The 15,820-nt window shown below is 67.5% G+C and carries 13 protein-coding genes and 6 pseudogenes; 9 read left to right on the top strand and 10 right to left on the bottom strand.

Annotation, left to right across the window (positions count from 1 at the left end):
* Positions 1-52 precede the first annotated feature (52 nt).
* Complete coding sequence (locus tag KV205_RS23550; protein ID WP_265866553.1) at positions 53-583, bottom strand: NUDIX domain-containing protein; 531 nt, start codon at positions 581-583, stop codon at positions 53-55.
* Position 584: 1 nt separating this feature from the next.
* Positions 585-1,940 carry a tetratricopeptide repeat protein gene (locus tag KV205_RS23545; protein WP_265866552.1) on the bottom strand — a complete coding sequence of 452 codons (1,356 nt, stop codon included), beginning with the start codon at positions 1,938-1,940 and terminating at the stop codon, positions 585-587.
* Positions 1,941-2,163: 223 nt separating this feature from the next.
* On the opposite strand from KV205_RS23545, the gene KV205_RS23540 reads away from it, so the two are divergent.
* The 6 genes and pseudogenes from KV205_RS23540 to KV205_RS23515 all read left to right on the top strand — a co-directional run bounded on the left by KV205_RS23540 (position 2,164) and on the right by KV205_RS23515 (position 6,938).
* Complete coding sequence (locus KV205_RS23540) at positions 2,164-2,913, top strand: hypothetical protein (RefSeq protein ID WP_265866551.1); 750 nt, start codon at positions 2,164-2,166, stop codon at positions 2,911-2,913.
* Between the two features lie 75 nt (positions 2,914-2,988).
* A pseudogene (locus tag KV205_RS23535) lies at positions 2,989-3,900 on the top strand (phosphotransferase family protein).
* Position 3,901: 1 nt separating this feature from the next.
* Positions 3,902-4,594 (top strand): annotated as a pseudogene (locus tag KV205_RS23530) (class I SAM-dependent methyltransferase).
* A 35-nt stretch (positions 4,595-4,629) separates the two neighbouring features.
* Positions 4,630-5,229, top strand: a pseudogene (locus KV205_RS23525) (hypothetical protein).
* A gap of 231 nt (positions 5,230-5,460) precedes the next feature.
* Positions 5,461-6,048, top strand: a complete 588-nt coding sequence (locus KV205_RS23520; protein WP_265866550.1) for a hypothetical protein — start codon at positions 5,461-5,463, stop codon at positions 6,046-6,048.
* 17 nt (positions 6,049-6,065) lie between these two features.
* Complete coding sequence (locus KV205_RS23515; RefSeq protein ID WP_308404095.1) at positions 6,066-6,938, top strand: TIR domain-containing protein; 873 nt, start codon at positions 6,066-6,068, stop codon at positions 6,936-6,938.
* A gap of 11 nt (positions 6,939-6,949) precedes the next feature.
* Here the strand turns inward: KV205_RS23515 and KV205_RS23510 are convergent, their stop codons facing one another.
* The 3 genes and pseudogenes from KV205_RS23510 to KV205_RS23500 form a co-directional block, all read right to left on the bottom strand.
* Positions 6,950-7,822, bottom strand: coding sequence for a hypothetical protein (locus KV205_RS23510; RefSeq protein WP_265866549.1), 873 nt, complete (start codon positions 7,820-7,822; stop codon positions 6,950-6,952).
* Between the two features lie 193 nt (positions 7,823-8,015).
* Positions 8,016-9,700 (bottom strand): annotated as a pseudogene (locus KV205_RS23505) (relaxase/mobilization nuclease domain-containing protein).
* Positions 9,690-10,155: pseudogene (locus KV205_RS23500) on the bottom strand (hypothetical protein); the annotation flags it as partial. The pseudogenes KV205_RS23500 and KV205_RS23505, both read right to left, overlap by 11 nt.
* Here KV205_RS23500 and KV205_RS23495 point away from each other — a divergent pair.
* Positions 10,128-10,397 (top strand): annotated as a pseudogene (locus KV205_RS23495) (tyrosine-type recombinase/integrase); the annotation flags it as partial. The pseudogenes KV205_RS23500 and KV205_RS23495 sit on opposite strands and share 28 nt — an antisense overlap.
* A 23-nt stretch (positions 10,398-10,420) precedes the next feature.
* On the opposite strand, the gene sodN reads toward KV205_RS23495, so the two are convergent.
* Positions 10,421-10,816 carry a superoxide dismutase, Ni gene (gene sodN, locus KV205_RS23490; RefSeq protein ID WP_265866548.1) on the bottom strand — a complete coding sequence of 132 codons (396 nt, stop codon included), beginning with the start codon at positions 10,814-10,816 and terminating at the stop codon, positions 10,421-10,423.
* A gap of 142 nt (positions 10,817-10,958) precedes the next feature.
* Here sodN and sodX point away from each other — a divergent pair, with 142 nt between their 5' ends.
* The gene (gene sodX / locus KV205_RS23485) at positions 10,959-11,375 is read left to right on the top strand and encodes a nickel-type superoxide dismutase maturation protease (RefSeq protein WP_265866709.1); all 417 of its coding nucleotides are present in this window, start codon (positions 10,959-10,961) and stop codon (positions 11,373-11,375) included.
* Here sodX and KV205_RS23480 read toward each other — a convergent pair.
* Entirely contained in the window at positions 11,297-11,926 is a 630-nt protein-coding gene (locus KV205_RS23480; protein WP_265866547.1) for a CGNR zinc finger domain-containing protein, read from the bottom strand. The two genes, sodX and KV205_RS23480, sit on opposite strands and share 79 nt — an antisense overlap.
* 95 nt (positions 11,927-12,021) lie before the next feature.
* Between KV205_RS23480 and KV205_RS23475 the strand changes: the two genes are divergently transcribed.
* The gene (locus KV205_RS23475; RefSeq protein ID WP_265866546.1) at positions 12,022-12,828 is read left to right on the top strand and encodes a trans-aconitate 2-methyltransferase; all 807 of its coding nucleotides are present in this window, start codon (positions 12,022-12,024) and stop codon (positions 12,826-12,828) included.
* Between the two features lie 79 nt (positions 12,829-12,907).
* Here KV205_RS23475 and KV205_RS23470 read toward each other — a convergent pair whose 3' ends face one another.
* From KV205_RS23470 to KV205_RS23460, 3 genes are read right to left on the bottom strand one after another with little or no spacing between them, the layout of a single operon-like run.
* Positions 12,908-13,675 (bottom strand): amino acid ABC transporter ATP-binding protein, encoded by a 768-nt coding sequence (locus KV205_RS23470; protein ID WP_274710772.1) that lies wholly within the window; start codon positions 13,673-13,675, stop codon positions 12,908-12,910.
* Positions 13,672-14,625, bottom strand: a complete 954-nt coding sequence (locus KV205_RS23465; protein WP_265866545.1) for an amino acid ABC transporter permease — start codon at positions 14,623-14,625, stop codon at positions 13,672-13,674. The genes KV205_RS23470 and KV205_RS23465 overlap by 4 nt, the downstream gene beginning before the upstream one ends.
* Before the next feature lie 29 nt (positions 14,626-14,654).
* Positions 14,655-15,626, bottom strand: a complete 972-nt coding sequence (locus KV205_RS23460) for an ABC transporter substrate-binding protein (RefSeq protein ID WP_265866544.1) — start codon at positions 15,624-15,626, stop codon at positions 14,655-14,657.
* Between the last annotated feature and the right edge of the window lie 194 nt (positions 15,627-15,820).

The following is a 15,820-nucleotide window of genomic DNA, read 5'->3' as shown; positions in this document are numbered from 1 at the left end:
GTTCCTGGCAGCGGGGGTGATCGATGTCAGGGGGTTGGCAGTGATCGCTGATCTAGGCCCAGCCGTTCAGGGAGACCTGCGGCCCGCCTCCGATATAGCGGTCGAGGGCGCTGGCGGTGGTCTCCACGAATTCCTCGGGGATGGCGTCGGCGTCGACCCAGCGGACCTGGGAATGCTTGCGGGGTTCGCGGTTTTCGGGTTCGCCGGTCCATTCGTGGGCGGCGAAGACGACCGTGAGGAAGCCGTTGGGAGCTTCGACGCCCCAGGCGCCGTGGATGATGTGGGCGACCTTGAGAGACTCGGGCTTCACCATGAGGCCAGTCTCCTCATAGAGCTCGCGGACCGCGGTTTCGGTGATGGGCTCGCCCGGCTCGCTCTTGCCGACCGGGAGGTCCCACATCCCGCGGGCGAACTTGGCGTTCTCGCTGCGCTGGAGGAGGACGACGCGGTTGGTGGCCTTGTCGTGGACGATGACGGCGGCGACCAGCAGGGTCATCGATTCGAGCGCCGGCTTGAGGGCCTTCGGCTGGTCGTTGGTCTGCTGGGCCACGGTGTTCCCTTCGTCGGGCGAGTTGTTGGGCATGTTAGGCGAGGGCCTCGCGAGCGCGACGGGCGAGATCGGCGGCGCCGGGAACGCGGCGGCGCTGGTAGACCGCGAGCGTGGAGCGGATCGACGTGATCGCCTTGCGGGTGCGGTCGGAGGTCATGCCCTCCATGAGGACGAGGGCCTGGGTCCAGGCGGCGACGGCTTCGTCGGCGCGGGCCTGGGCTGCGAGGCTGTCGCCGAGGTCGGCGTGGGTGAGGGCGTGGACGCGCTTGTACTTCGCAGGGTCCCAGCGAGTGAGGGCGTCGCGGTGCTGCTGCTCGGTACCGATGTGGTCGGCGAGATCGGTCAGGGTGCGGGCGGTGTGGCTGGCCACGGTGCCGGCGGCGGGGCCGCTCACGCGGGAGTAGCTGGGCTGGGGGCCGTCGTCTCGTAGGAGGGCGTCTTCGGCGGCGAGCAGGGCGCGTGCGGCCTGGGGGTTCTTGTCGGTAGCGGCGTAGGCGCGGGCGTGGGTGATGTGGAGGAGGGCCTCGGTCTGGCCGCCGACGTGGTCGAGACCTGTGCGTAGGACGCCTTCGACGAGGTCTACGCAGTGGTGGGGCTGTTTGAGGCTGAGGGCCTGGTGGGCGAGGGCACGCATCATCCAGGCGGCGTGGCCGTGGGGGTCGGCTTCGCAAGCGAGTCTGTAGCCGACCTGGTAGAAGCGCTGGGCGGCGCCTTCCTGGCCGAGGCCGTGGTGCTTCCACCCTACGAGGTAGGCCAGCTCGGCGACGGCGCCGAAGGCGGCCCGGCGTAAGGCCTCGCTGAGGAAGCACCCGCGCAGCATGGGGGCAGCGGTGTCGGCGAGGTATGCGGTGACGGTGGTCAGGCCGTGCCCGCCGCCGAGGCGCTCGTCGGCGGCGCTGAAGGCTGCGGTGATCTGCCGTACAACGTCCACGTCCTCGGCCCCGATCAGGGACGTGCCGGTGCGGGCGCGGAGCATGCGGGTGGTGGCTTCGTGGTCGTAGCCGAGGGGTATGGCGACGCCGTCGGTGGTGAAGGCCGCGATGGCGAGGAAGCGGCCGCGTTCGATGTCGGCGCGGCCCCGGTCGGTGGCGGCGAGGACGGGGTCGGGTTCCGCCGGCGCTTCGTCATCGCTGGCCTGGAGGCCGATCTCGGTCTGGGTGATCGTGTGTCCCGCTCGGCGGGACAGTGCTTCGGTCAGGTACTGGCCTACCCGGCCGGACGGGGCGCGGGTGCCGTTCACCCAGTGCAAGATGGCTGACATGTTGGTCTGGAGGAGCTCGCCGTTCTCGGCGGCGATGCGCCGCACGTCTCTGGCGAGGGCCTCGTAGGTACAGCCGACCGCCGCGATGACGTCGCGTAGACGGGAGTTGGGGTCTCTCAGCGCCGACACGATCGCCTCCGCTCTGGAGCTGTAAACCGTGTATACCGCTTCAACTGCCTTTCACCGTACCCACTGAGCGTGACCGCGGGTTCACTTATCAGCAGCCGCCCGGGACGGCGCGACCGTGATCCAGGCTCCCCCTTGGTCCGGGCGGCACCCCGAAGTTCCGTACGCCCACACCGGGCTCGGGCATTCCTGTGCCCGAACCCGGCCGATCAGAGACGGAGATACGGTGACCACCATCAACACCACGGCCATCACGGTCGAGCTGCCCGAGGCGTTCGACCCGCGCCGGAGCCGCCTGCCCGGCATCCAGGTCGACGGCGGGCGCATCACCATCGACCCGGCCGAGTACTTCTTCCGCTTCGAGTCGAACACCTGGCTCGTCGCCGACTGGGAGCTGGTCAAGTCCCAGCTCCTGGACGTGGACGAGACGACCGAGAGCGCGGTCGAGCAGCTCACGCTCGACTTCATCAAGCAGCACAGCGAGTCCACGTCCGACGCGTCCCGCGTCCTGGCCTACGCGTACGAGGTGTACGCGTACCTCTTCCGCGACGAGCACCTGGCCAGCCTCGGCCTGCCGCAGATCACCGCCGACCACCTGCGGATGCTCCGCGAGGCGGCCACGCTCATGGCGCTCAACAAGGTCGAGCTGGACGGGCACATCTCCAACGTCGGCCCGTGCTGGTTCTTCCCCGCCACCACGTCCGTCGTCTTCGACCTGGACGACGAGACGGGCGGGATGCTCGACGAGGTCTACCACGGCGGCTGGTTCAACGAGCACCGCCGGATCGAGTCCATCAAGGCCCACGCCGCCCTCGGCGGCCGGCTCGTGCACGGGTGCCAGTCCGTGCCGGACCAGTCCGGCGGCGTGGTCGCGCCCTACGGTGCCTCGATGGCGAACTTCCGCGACGACCTCGCCACGTTCAAGGCCGGCTGGATCGAGCAGGTCTACGCCCACCGCGTGAACCCCGCCGCGTAACCCCACCCGATCAGGCTCCGGGGCGGGCCAGCATCCCTCGCCCGCCCCGGACGCCACCATCCCCCGGAGCCCCACGTGACCACGAACCTCAGCGCCGAACTCCTCGACAACCTGCTCACCGCGACCGGCCAGACCACCGCCGTACGGGAGGAGGTACGCGTGTGGTCCATGTCTGGTGTCGAGCGCGTGACCTTCCCCGACGGCTCCACGGCCATCTTCAAGTACGCCAAGAAGCCCTTCGACAGCGAGGACCAGGCCCTCCGCCTGGCCCGCACCCTCGGCGTACCCGTCCCCCAGGTCCACGCCTCCGCCGTCCTGGACGGCTGGCTCGGCATGCTCATGGAGGACCTCGGACCCTCCGTCCGCGAGGCCGACGACCTCGACGGCGTCGCCGCGGCCCTGATCCTGCACGGCACCCGTTCGGCTCCACCCTTGCCCGTCCTCGGCCAGGAGTGCCTGCGCGCACTTCCGGCCAGGGCGCTGGAGCACCTCGAACGGCTGCGCAGGGCCGACCGGTGGCAGGACGCCGACGACGTCGAGGACGCGCTCGACCGTATCGCCAAGGCCGCCGAGGCCCGCTCGGCCGGAGCGACGCTGGAACCGTTCGGCTGGGTGCACTCCGAGTTCCACCCCACCAGCCTCCACATCGGCGAGCGCGGCTGGCGGCTGCTCGACTTCGCCCGCGCCTTCACCGGCCGCGGCCTGCTCGACCTCGCCGGCTGGCACGGCACCATCGAGCCACCGCACCCCGTGCGCCTGTGCGTCTTCCTGGAGCAGTACGTCACCGCCGGCGGCACCCCCGGACGCCCTCGCCCCGCGCGGCGGACTGACCACCGAGAACTGGGCCCTGGGCTGGCACCGCATGTGGGCCGTCGAGTGGTTCATGGAGCAGTCCGTCCGCTGGATCAGGACCCGGCCACCGACCCCGCCTACATCAAGGCTGTCCGCCGCCACCTCACCGACGTCCTCCACCTCCTGGAGATCTGACGTGCTCGCCCAGGCATCCCCTTGGCACGCCCACGCCGCTCAGCGCACCGCAGCCGGACTCGCCGAACCCCTGTCCGTACCCGCCCAGATGGAATGGACCACGAGACCCGGCCAGGGGCCCGGAGCCGACGTCCTCGGCTCCGACCTGCGCGGCAAGCGACTCCTGGAACTCGGCTGCGGCCCCGGCCACAACGCCGCCCACCTCGCCACCCGACACGGCGCCCATGTCACCGGCGTCGACCTGGTCGGTCTCCAGGTCCGCCGCGCCCGCTCCCACCACGGACGGCTGAACAACCTCACCTTCGTCGCCGGCCACGCCCTGCACTACCTGCACGCGTCCGACGAGTAGTTCGACGCGATCTATTCCGTCTTCGGCGCCGTCGGCCTCGTTGCCCCCGAGCTCCTGCTCCCGGCCATCGCCCAGCGCCTCACGCCCGGACGGGTGCTGGCCTTCTCCGTCCCCCACCCGCAGCGCGGCGGTCGAAGCCCCTCCGGCGACGACCGGCCCCGCCGCGACCACGTCACTCTTCCCGACCGCACCCGGCTCCCCATCGCCCGCTGGGAGTTCTCCACGGACCGGTGGGAGAAGCACCTCAGCCAGGCGGGCTTCTGGCTCACCTCAGCCCAGGAGTTCCACGACCCCCGCATGGGCCACTGGCCCACCACCCTGCTGATCCGCGCCCGCAAGCTCTGACCAGCCATTCGCCCCGGCTTCCCCCGGAGGAACCGATGCGCCCGCCCTACCTGCTCCTCGACATCGACGGCGTCCTCATACCCTTCCCCAACGCGGACGGCTCGGCCCCGGCCACCCACGCCCGCCACGACGTCGTCCCCACCGGCCGGAGCGCCGACAACCCGGTCACCGTCTGGCTCGACCCTGCCCACGGCCCCATGCTCATGGACGTGATCCGCACCGGCCTGGTCACCCCGGTCTGGTGCACCAGCTGGCGCCAGGACGCCACCACCCTCATCGGCCCGCTCCTCGGCCTTCCAACCCTGTTGTACGTCGATCTCCCGCGTCCGCAGATCACCACCAGCCACCCCAACGGCTACCTGTGGAAGCGCGACCACGTCGACGCCTAGCTGGGCGACGCCCCCGCCGTCTGGATCGACGACGACTTCACCGGCCTCGACCACGGTTGGGCCGCAGAGCGGACCAACCGCGGGGCCGCGACTCTCCTGATCCAACCTGACCCCTGCGCCGGGCTCCAGGCCGAACACTTGGCAGAGGCCCGGTGGGCGGCGCGGCTTCTCGCTGCTCGGTCTGTTACCCCACTGCTCCGAACGAAACCTAGGCAGCCTGAAGCGAACCCGCATAGAGGGTTGTAGTTGCCTGATGAGGCGCGTTGAGACGGCGTACTCCCGGAGTTCCAAGAGGACTTTGCCAAATATGCAACGGTGTCGCGACGGATGGAACCATCGCGGCAAAAAGTAGGAAGATGCTATTAGAGATTCTTCGCGATTTCCACTTTGAGTGCTGAGAAGGTGCTGCTTGCAGGGTGGCAGGATCCTCCTATGTCATGCTTCAATACCACGCGAAGCAGCGTCATGGAGACTCCGATGATCACAGCAATCGTAACGGCCTGTGCCAGCATCCTGATTGCCATCATTGCCTACTGGTTGAACCATCAAGGTGAGAGTCGAAGATCTCAGCGGGAGGCGCGAATCGACCGGGTGAGCAGCCAGTTAAGGGATCTCTACGGTCCACTTCTCGTTCTGACAGAAACCAACGAGAAGGCGTGGAGTGAGTACTGTAGACGCTATATCACGCCCACTGGTGTAGGCCCGGCTGCTGTTCCGTTGTCAGAATTGGAAGAAGCGCGGTGGCGCACGTGGGTGGAAGCAGTGTTCGCGCCGGCAGCCCAGAAAATGCGGGAGGTTATTACTACCCGGGGCGATCTGATCGTCGAGGGGGAGATGCCGCCCGTGGTCCTGGAATTTTGTGCGCACGCGGCGACCTATGAAGCCCTTCTGGCGAACTGGGGCGGAGCTGGGCCAAGCAAATCCACACTGGTCCGCCATCCGGGAAGCAGGTTCCTGTCTTACGTTCGCGAGTCGTACGGTTCACTCAAGGCGGAACATGCGCTCCTCCTCAAAACAGTTCGCGATGAGAACCGGATCGGATCCAGTAATAGGCGCGCTGGTTAAAATGGACGGAGGCTGCTATCAAGCTATTCCTGAGCTGGTCTGGAGAGCGCTCCAAGAAGACTGCTGAGACCTTATGGTCCTGGTTGCCGGACGTTCTCCAATATGTCGACCCCTGGCTTTCCAGTCTGGACATTTCTGCAGGGAGGAGAGGGGTACGAGAGATTACGGACGAGCTTTCTGAAACAAATTTCGGGATCATTTGCGTGACCCCGGAGAATCAAACTTCCACCTGGATCAACTTCGAAGCCGGAGCCCTTTCCAAGCAGGTCGAGGGAGGCTACGTTGTCCCGTTCCTGATCGGTATGAAAACTACCGATCTCATCAGCCCTCTCAGTCAGTTCCAGGCCGTCATTGGAAGCAGTAAGGATGATGTGCAGAAGCTTCTCTTCGACATCAATGACGTCTCGGGCGGCCTGGCAATCCCGCGTGAAAGGTTGGAGCGCGCCTTCCAGAGAAGTTGGCCTGAGTTCGAGAACAGCATTAGGGGCGTTGGGGAAATCTCGTCGAAGGACAACATTTCGAATAAGGTGCAGCGATCCGAAGCTGACATGACGGAGGAGATCCTTCTCATCTCCCGGCAGCTCGATCACCGTATGGCGGAGATCGAGAGATATGCGTTACGGTCAGACGGGGTACCGAGGCGACCATCTCGGGAAATTCGCCGGATCAGCGAAGAGAAGTTCATTGCGTCCTCATTCGCAAAGATCGGATGGGATGCTGTTCGCTCCTCCTGGGAGGGTGAAAGTGTAGTCATTGCAGCGCTGAGTTCAGGTGGGTCCGTGCAGTCGATTTCGCGCGATTTTGTCGAGCGGCTCGCCAAATCTCTGGGTCGGGAAGTAGTTGTGCTGGGTGAGGCTGAGGAAGTGATTGCTCGCAGCAATCTACCCTAACCGGAGCCTTCCTAGCGCTCAAATTTAACCTCGACCGGCATTGGCATCTTCTCCCCCTTCCTTAGGCGCCGAAGGCGCAATTCGCTGGCCTTATCCAGCTCAACCCAGGCGTTCCATGCCTTGATGTAGATTGACACCTGGTCTCGCATGCCCGTTCTGCGTCTGGAACCCCGCTTCCGTGTGTCCCTCGGTACCTCTCGCAAAGCAAGTCTCGCATCGCTAGGATCCAAATTGGCGCCCGACTTGAGACCTGAGATCCACTCGTCGACATCTGCGGCCGGCGCCACTTCAGTGGTCAGAAAGAACCCCACTGCCACGGCTGTCTGACTTGCGAACAGGTGCTTGGAAAGCTCGCGACCGATGGCCACCGCTTCCTCGTACCTGTCTTTATCACTATTGTATGCGGCCAGGATCCGGTCGTTCGATAGCTGGGCGCGGACACCACTCCAGGGAGTGTTCGGCATTGTCTTGAAGAGAATCACGTGACGGATTGTGGAGGAAAGTAGCGGCAGGTACTTCGCGCCAGTCGACAGCAGTGTATCTGCTGCACTCCGGCGCTTTCCAGTGTCAAGAACCGGAAAAATATCTCTTGACAGGCCGTCGAAAACGAGCATCTCTACTGGAGTGTTGGCCTCGATAATTGCACGGAGGCGGTGTTGACCATCGAGAAGCGTGCCAATTTCGTCGAATGCGATTCCCTGATGAGTCAACTTCCATTCGCCACGGAGAATGGTCTCGGCCAGGGCTCTCACCTGACCCATATCTAGGCGTCTATTGACCGAAGTCTGGGCCAGGAAGATCTCGGCAATCTCGGGGGTCACCTTGACGACCCGTGAAGCGAGTTTTCGCTCCGGCTCTTCCGGTTTCGTGGTGGTGTTAGTCATCCTCTGATCCTAAGGTCACCGATACCCGAACTTCTCATTTCTGATCGAAAGTGATCAGCTTTCGTCAGGGAAGAGCTATTTGGGTTCCTCTGGTGCTGTACTTGGTCGTTTCAGAACGAGTTGGGCCACAGGTCTTGTGCTGCACACCTTGGACGGCGCCAGGCCAAAATGCGTGCAAGGGCATTTGATTGGGTCAGCGGTGCCGACTGCGCTCTTTGGGCCTCGTAGCCACTGGTGTGGCCGGAGGGTGTGGCGTGGCGGACATGGGCGGTGTTCCGCTGATGGTGCTGCGGCTGCGAGCGGCTTGTGTCCGCCGGTTCGGCTGAGCGGTGATGCGCCAGTTGAGGACCTCGGCGGGGTGCTCGGCGCTGTCGAGTTCCCGCTGGGTGCCCTGCTCGGCCAGGAGGCGGCGGGGGTTGTGGCCGGTGGTCTCGGCTTGGGCGAGGGTGGTGGTCAGGGCGGTCCAAGTGAGGTCGGTGAGTATCCGGTCGGCGTGGTCGGGGAGGGCGGCGCGCCCGTCTTGCTCGAAGCGGCGGGCGGTTGCGGCTCGTGGTGCGCGGCAGGTCAGGTCAGCCAAGACGGGTACGGCGGCCTGCTGGTAGCCCGCCTGGAGGTGGCGGAAGGCTTCTTCGGCCGCTGCGGCCTGCTGCTCGTGGCCGCGTTGCTCGTGCCACTTGGCGGCGGCGCGGGCCAGGTGCACGGTGGCGAAGAGCAGGGCGATGGCGAGTCCGCCCGGCTCGTTGGAGGCGTAGGCGAGTTCCTTGGCGGCCTTGCGCAGGGCGGTGGCGGCCTGGTGATCGGCGCGGGTGGCGGAGCGGCGGGCGCGGTTGAACGCCATCGCCGCCGCCCGCAGTTCCGCCCGGGGAGGGCCGGTCGTGGCGCTGGCGATGGTGTACAGGACATCACCGAAGGCGGCCAGATGGCCTTGGGCGGCGGCATCCTCACCGGAGGCGAGGACGGAGTGTGCCGTCTGGATGGCGGTGGTGGTGTGGCGCCATGGGGCGGCGGGGTCCGCCGCATAACGCGGGTGGTCGGCCACCTTCTGGTCGGGGAGGCGTTCGCGTAGGCGGTTGATGGAGAGGTCGGGGGCGGGTTTCGATCCGCCGCCCAGACGGGTTCGCCGGCCGCGCTGGTGTCGCCTGGGGCGGCGAGGCTGTAGCCGATCACGTCGCCGGTCTCGGGGCCGAGACGTGTCTTGACCTTGATGCCGAGGGACTGCAGCACGATGAAGCCGTCGGCTTCGTTGCGTACGGCGGCGGCGACCGCGGACGCCTGCTCGCGCAGCCATTGCCCCGTGCCGTGACCGTCTGGCCCTGGCGCTCGGCCTTGGCGCGTTCGGCGCCGGTGGGGGTGCGGGGCGCGGTGAGGTCGCCGGGCTTCAGGCGGCGCAGGCCGAACTCGGCTTCGATCTTGCGGCATTCGGCTTGAGCTCGCTGTCCGTCGTGGTGGGTGCGTGGGGCGCCCGTCGGCGCGGACGGTGGTGGCCATGATGTGGATGTGGTCGTCGGCGTGGCGTACCGCGATCCACCGGCATGCCTTCTCGTCGCCTTCGGGGGCGATGCCTGTGGCGTGGACGATGCGGCGGGCGACGTCGGCCCACTCGGTGTCGGTGAGGTAGCGGTCGCCGGGCGCGGTGCGGACCGGGCAGTGCCAGACGTGCCGAGGTGGCTTCTTGCCGCCCAGCTCGCGAGTGCGCAGGTCGACATGGTGGTAGAGGCGCTTGGCGAGCTGGGTGTAGGTGGCCGCCGGGTCGGGGGCGCCGGCCATGTCCCAGGCGGCGACGCTGTGAGGGCCGGTGTATTCGTCGCGGCGGCCGGGGCCGAAGAGGTAGACGATCAATCCGCGGGTGTCGGAGCCGGTGGAGACGTCAGGAACCATGCGAGGTGCCCTCCGTCAGGAGCTGGTCGATCAGTCGGTAGCTGTTCTGAGCCGCTTGCTCGACGCGGTCCAGCACGGCCTCGGCACGTTCGGGCACTGTTCCTCGGTGGATGGCTGCGGTGATCTGGTTGAGGTTGCTGCCGAAGCGGTTCAGCGCGACGGTGTGCCTCGACGGTCCCGGTCAGCGGGCGGACCGGGTCGTCCTCCGGTTTGCCGACCAGCCCTGCCTTGCCGAGGGCGACGGCCAGGGCGGCGTCGCCGACGAATCCGACAAACTTCTGACCGCGCTGGTGAGCGGCGGCGCTGATCACGCTTACCGCGGTCCGCGTGAAGCGGATGGTTTTCTCTTGGTCGCGCTTCTCCACCGTGCGCTTGCGGTTCATCAGCGCGGGCAGGACGGGGGCGTCAAGATCCCGCCAGGAGGGCTGCTCGACGGGCGGCGGGACATCGGCCGGCGGCTAAGCATGAGGGCCGCAAGCCCGTCGAGCTGCCGCACATGGTCACTCACGACCTGCGGCACTTCTACGCCTCCGCGCTCATCGCCGGCGGTGCGAGCGTCAAGCAGGTCCAGCTCGTCCTCGGGCACGCGTCCGCCGTCATCACGCTGCGGATCTCCGCGCACCTGTGGCCGGGCGAACAAGACCGCACCCGGGCCGCCGTGAACGCCGGTGACGGCGGACTGCGGACCGGGTGCGGTCTGCTGGGGTGGTGCGAGGAAGGTCAGGCCTTCTTCGTCTCCCAGAAGATGCGGTCGATCTCGGCGATGAGCTCCAGCGCCTTCTCGCCCGTCTTCGGGTCCGTCGAGGCCTTCGCCGCCGACAGGGCCTTCAGGGTGTCGTTCACGAGCTGGTTGAGCTCGGGGTACTTCTCGAAGTGCGGGGCCTTGAAGTAGTCGCTCCACAGGACCGAGACGTGGTGCTTGGCGAGCTCCGCGCGCTGCTCCTTGATGACGACGGCGCGCGCGCGGAAGTGCGGGTCCTCGTTCGCCTGGTACTTCTCCTGGACGGCCTTGACGGACTCGGCCTCGATGCGGGCCTGGGCCGGGTCGTACACGCCGCAGGGGAGGTCGCAGTGGGCGCTGACCTTGACCTTGGGGGCAAACAGGCGGGAGAGCATTCTGCTGTCCTTCCTCGTGATCGTCTTCTCAGGTGGGACATTACTCGGTGAGAAGCGCGTTTTCGCGAGTGCCCCCTGGTGCTTAGGACAAAAGTCCAGGGTCACCATGGGACTCGTGGACGATCGGACCGGGAGGTGCCGGATGGTGGAATCGGGGCGTACGGCGGGGCGGGAGCCCGGGGCCCCGTTCGGGATCGCCGAGGTGACGGGGGTGTCGATGGTGCCCACGCTGCTCCATGGCGATCAGCTGTTCGTGCATTACGGGGCGCGGCTGCGGCCCGGGAACGTGGCCGTGCTGCGCCACCCGCTCCAGCAGGATCTGCTCATCGTGAAGCGGCTGATCGAGCGGCGCGGCGGCGGCTGGTGGGTGCTCGGGGACAATCCGGACGCCGAGGGGGACAGCCGGGTGTTCGGGGTCGTACCGGAGCCGCTGGTGCTCGGGCGGGTGCGGGCGCGGTACCGGCCCGTCACTCCCGGGCGTCAGCGGTCGGCCGGTGTGGCGCTCTCCTGGCTCTTCTCCGCCGTCAGGCCCGTGCGCTCGGCGTCGAGGGCCTCCTGACGCTTGCGGGCGCGGTAGGCGGCCACGTTGGCGCGGGTCGCGCAGCGGTCCGAGCAGTAGCGGCGGGAGCGGTTGGTCGAGGTGTCCAGGTAGGCGTTGCGGCACGGCGCCGCCTGGCACAGGCCGAGGCGGTCGGCGCCGAACTCGGTGAGGTGGAAGGCCAGGCCCATCGCCGCGATGGCGGCGTACCCCGCGGTCGCGTTCGACGGGTGATCGGCGAGGTGCATGTGCCACCGCGGCCGGCCCTCCTCGTCGAGGTAGTCGTGGCCGGAGATCTGCGGGCTGACCGGGAACTCCAGGAGGAGCGAGTTCAGCAGGTCCACGGCTCCGGTGTGGTCGCCCTCGTCGGCCGCCGTGAAGACGGCGCGCAGCCGGGCGCGCACCGAGCGGAAGCGCGTCACGTCGGCGTCGGTGGCCCGCCGGGCCATCTGGGACGCGGCGCCGAAGAGGTCCCGGACGGCCTCGACCGAGGTGAGGGAGTCCTTGTTGCGGGCCGGCTCCTCGGTGTTGACCAGGCGTACGGCGTAGTCCGAGTAATAGGCCAGTTCCACTTGTAGTCCTTACTCCGGCAGTCTAGGGTCGGGGCGGGGAAGGGTAAGCGACGCGTTCCCTTCGAGGGTATTACGAAGAGGGTGGAGGCAGAGCCATGACGGACACCGTGGACACGAACCCGACCGGAACCGGGGCCGGGACCAGGGCCGGGACCCGGGCCGACTGGGCGGCGGCCTGGCAGCGCAGCTGGGACCGTCAGCAGGAGTGGTACATGCCCGACCGCGAGGAACGCTTCCGCGTGATGCTCGACATGGTCGAGGCGCTCGTGGGACCGGAGCCCCGCGTGCTCGACCTCGCCTGCGGTACGGGGAGTATCACGAGCCGGCTGCTCGATCGGTTCCCCGGGGCGACCAGCACCGGCGTCGACCTCGACCCCGCGCTCCTCGCCATCGCCGAGGGCACCTTCGCCGGCGACGCCCGCGTCAGCCTCGTGACCGCCGACTTGAAGGACCCCGCCTGGACCGAGGCGCTGCCGTACGACACGTACGACGCCGTCCTCACCGCCACCGCCCTCCACTGGCTGCACAGCGAACCCCTGGCCGCGCTCTACGGGCAGCTCGCCGGGCTCGTCCGGGACGGCGGCGTCCTGATGAACGCCGACCACATGATCGACACCTCCACGCCCCGCATCAACGCCGCCGAGCGCGCCCAGCGGCACGCCCGGATGGACCGCGAGAAGGCCGCCGGGGTGCTCGACTGGGCCGACTGGTGGGCGCTCGCCGCCAAGGACCCGGTGCTCGCCGAGCCCACCGCCCGCCGCTTCGAGATCTACGGCGAGCACGCCGACGGCGACATGCCCGCGCCCCGCTGGCACGCCGACACCCTCCGCGCCGCCGGCTTCGGCGAGGCCCGTACCGTCTGGGCCTCGCCCTCCGACACCCTGCTCCTCGCCGTGAAGTGAGCCAGGACGCCGAGAAGGGGCGGTACGAGGCCTTGCCCGTAACCGCCCCTTCCCGTACGCCCGAAGCGCCAGGCGGCGCCTACAGCACCTTCGACAGGAACGCCTTCGTCCGGTCGTGCTGCGGGTTGGTCAGGACGTCCCGCGGGTTGCCCGACTCGACCACCACGCCGCCGTCCATGAAGACCAGCGAGTCGCCGACCTCCCGGGCGAAGCCCATCTCGTGCGTGACGACGATCATCGTCATGCCCGACTCGGCCAGGTCGCGCATGACGTCGAGGACGTCACCCACGAGCTCCGGGTCGAGCGCCGAGGTCGGCTCGTCGAAGAGCATCAGCTTCGGCTCCATCGCCAGCGCACGGGCGATGGCGACGCGCTGCTGCTGGCCGCCGGAGAGCTGCGACGGGTAGTTGCCCATCTTGTCCCGCAGGCCGACCCGGTCGAGCAGCCGCTCGGCGCGCTCGCGCGCCACCGCCTTGGACTCGCCCTTCACCTGGATCGGCGCCTCCATGACGTTGGCCATGGCCGTCATGTGCGGGAACAGGTTGAAGCGCTGGAAGACCATGCCGATGTCACGGCGCTGGACCGCGACCTCGCTGTCCTTCAGCTCGTAGAGCTTGTCGCCCTTCTGGCGGTAGCCCACCAGCTCGCCGTCGACCGAGAGCCGGCCGCCGTCGATGCGCTCCAGGTGGTTGATGCAGCGCAGGAAGGTGGACTTCCCGGAGCCGGAGGGGCCGACGAGGCAGAAGACCTCGCCGTTCTGCACCTCCAGGTCGATGCCGCGAAGGATGTGGGCCGCGCCGTAGGACTTGTGGACGCCTTCGGCCTTGACCATGGGCTGACCGGTCATGCCGTTGCCTCCGGGGAACGCTTGAAGATGATGACGTTCTTCTTGACGCGCTGCCACGGGGTGGGCGGCAGGTTACGGGTCGAACCGCGGGCGAAGCGGCGCTCCAGGTAGTACTGGCCGACGCTGAACACGCTGGTCAGCGCGAGGTACCAGATCGAGGCCACGAAGAGCATCTCCATCACGGCGCCGGCCGTGTTACCGATGTTCGAGGAGGCCCGCAGGAGCTCGGTGTACTGCACGGCCGAGACCAGCGACGAGGTCTTCAGCATGTTGATGAACTCGTTGCCCGTCGGCGGCACGATCACGCGCATGGCCTGCGGCAGCACGACCCGCCACATGGTCTTCGTCTGCGACATGCCGAGCGCGTGCGCCGCCTCGGTCTGGCCCTCGTCGACCGACTGGATGCCGGCTCGGACGATCTCCGCCATGTAGGCGCCCTCGTTCAGGCCGAGGCCGAGCAGGGCCACCATGAACGGCGTCATGACGTCCACGGTCTCGTTCTTGTAGATCGGCCCGAGGTTGATGTACTGGAAGATCAGCGACAGGTTGAACCACACCAGCAGCTGCACGTACACCGGGGTGCCCCGGAAGAACCAGATGTACAGCCACGCGACCGCGCCGGTGACCGGGTTCTTCGACAGGCGCATCACCGCGAACAGGATGCCGAGCACGAGGCCCAGCGCCATGGAGGCGACGCTGATGATCACGGTGTTGCCGAGACCGTCGATGACGGACGGGTCGAACACCTTGTCCCACACGGTGTCCCAGATGATGTTGCCCTGGGAGAACGCGTAGATGAGCCATCCGAGGAGCGCGACCACCACGACGGCGCTGACCCAGCGCCCGTAGTGGCGCACCGGGATCGCCTTGATCGCCTCGTACGGGACGCCCGAGGGGCCGGAGCCGGCCGGACGCGCGTCCGACGGCTCCTTGGAGATCTTGTCAGTCACGACGACTGCCCTTCAGTGGAACGAGGAGGTCACTTGCCGGCGTTGACGGTGGCCGACTGCACGGCGCTGCCCTCGACGTTCCACTTCTTGAGGGCCTCGGCGTAGGACCCGTCCTTGATGATCGCGTCGAGCGCGTCCTTGACGGCGTCGCGCAGCTGCGTCTTGTCCTTGGACACACCGATGCCGAAGAGGCCGACGTCGCTCTGGCTGCCGACGACCTCGAAGTCGTTGCCGCCGCCCGAGGTCTTCGCGATGTACGCGGCGACCGGGTAGTCGTTCAGGTCGGCCACGGCGCCGCCGGCCTTGACGCGGGTCTGCGCCTCGGCGTCGGTGTCGAAGGCCTGGATCGTCAGCTTGTTGGCGCCGCACTTGGTCGCCTGGGCCTTGAAGGTGTCCTCGTAGATCGTGCCGCGCTGCACGGCGACGGTCTTGCCACACAGGTCGTCGAGGGAGTTGATGCCCTGCGGGTTGCCCTTCTTGACCAGCAGGGAGACGCCGGAGCTGAAGTAGTCGACGAAGTCGATGCCCTTGCCGATCTTCTTCCCGTTGTCGTCCAGGCCCTCCTGACGCTTCTTGTTGTCCGTCATGGACGACATGATCAGGTCCTGGCGGCCGGTGTAGATCGAGGTGATCAGGCCGTCGAAGGTGCCCGAGGTGAACTCGAACTTCACACCGAGCTGCTTGCTCAGGGCCTCGGCGATGTCGGGGTCGACACCCACGATCTTGCCGCCCTCGGTGAACTCCATCGGCGCGTACGAGGCGTCCGTGCCGACCTTGATGACGCCGGCCTTCTGGATGTCGGCCGGGAGCTTCGAGAAGAGGGGGGCCTTGTCGGCGGCCGGGGCGGAGGAACCGCCCGTCTTGGTGGCGCCGCTGTCGTTGGTCTGGTCGCCACAGGCGGTCATCAGCATCGAGCCGGCGACCGCGATGGCGGCGACCGCGGCAAGACGGGACGTACGGGTCTTGGCAGCGGTCGTCGAGCGCGTGGAGCGTGCGGTCATGGTCGGGTTCCTCCGGCAGGTGAGGGAGTTGCCTTAGGCCGCGCACGCACCTTCGAGTGCCGCGACCTCGTGTGATTACGGCATCTTGCCATTCGGACTGCCTCAAACCGACGGCCACGGATGTCAAAATCGGATAACGGGTCGTGGCCGAATCGCGGCGGCCAGTCCCCCCAAGGCGAAACCTTCTGCGGGAA

Origin of the sequence: Streptomyces sp. SKN60 (assembly GCF_026236535.1) — a bacterium.
In the GTDB taxonomy this organism is placed as follows: domain Bacteria; phylum Actinomycetota; class Actinomycetes; order Streptomycetales; family Streptomycetaceae; genus Streptomyces.
Note: the sequence above shows the minus strand (reverse complement) of the source record. Positions and strands in the feature narration are given on the sequence as shown.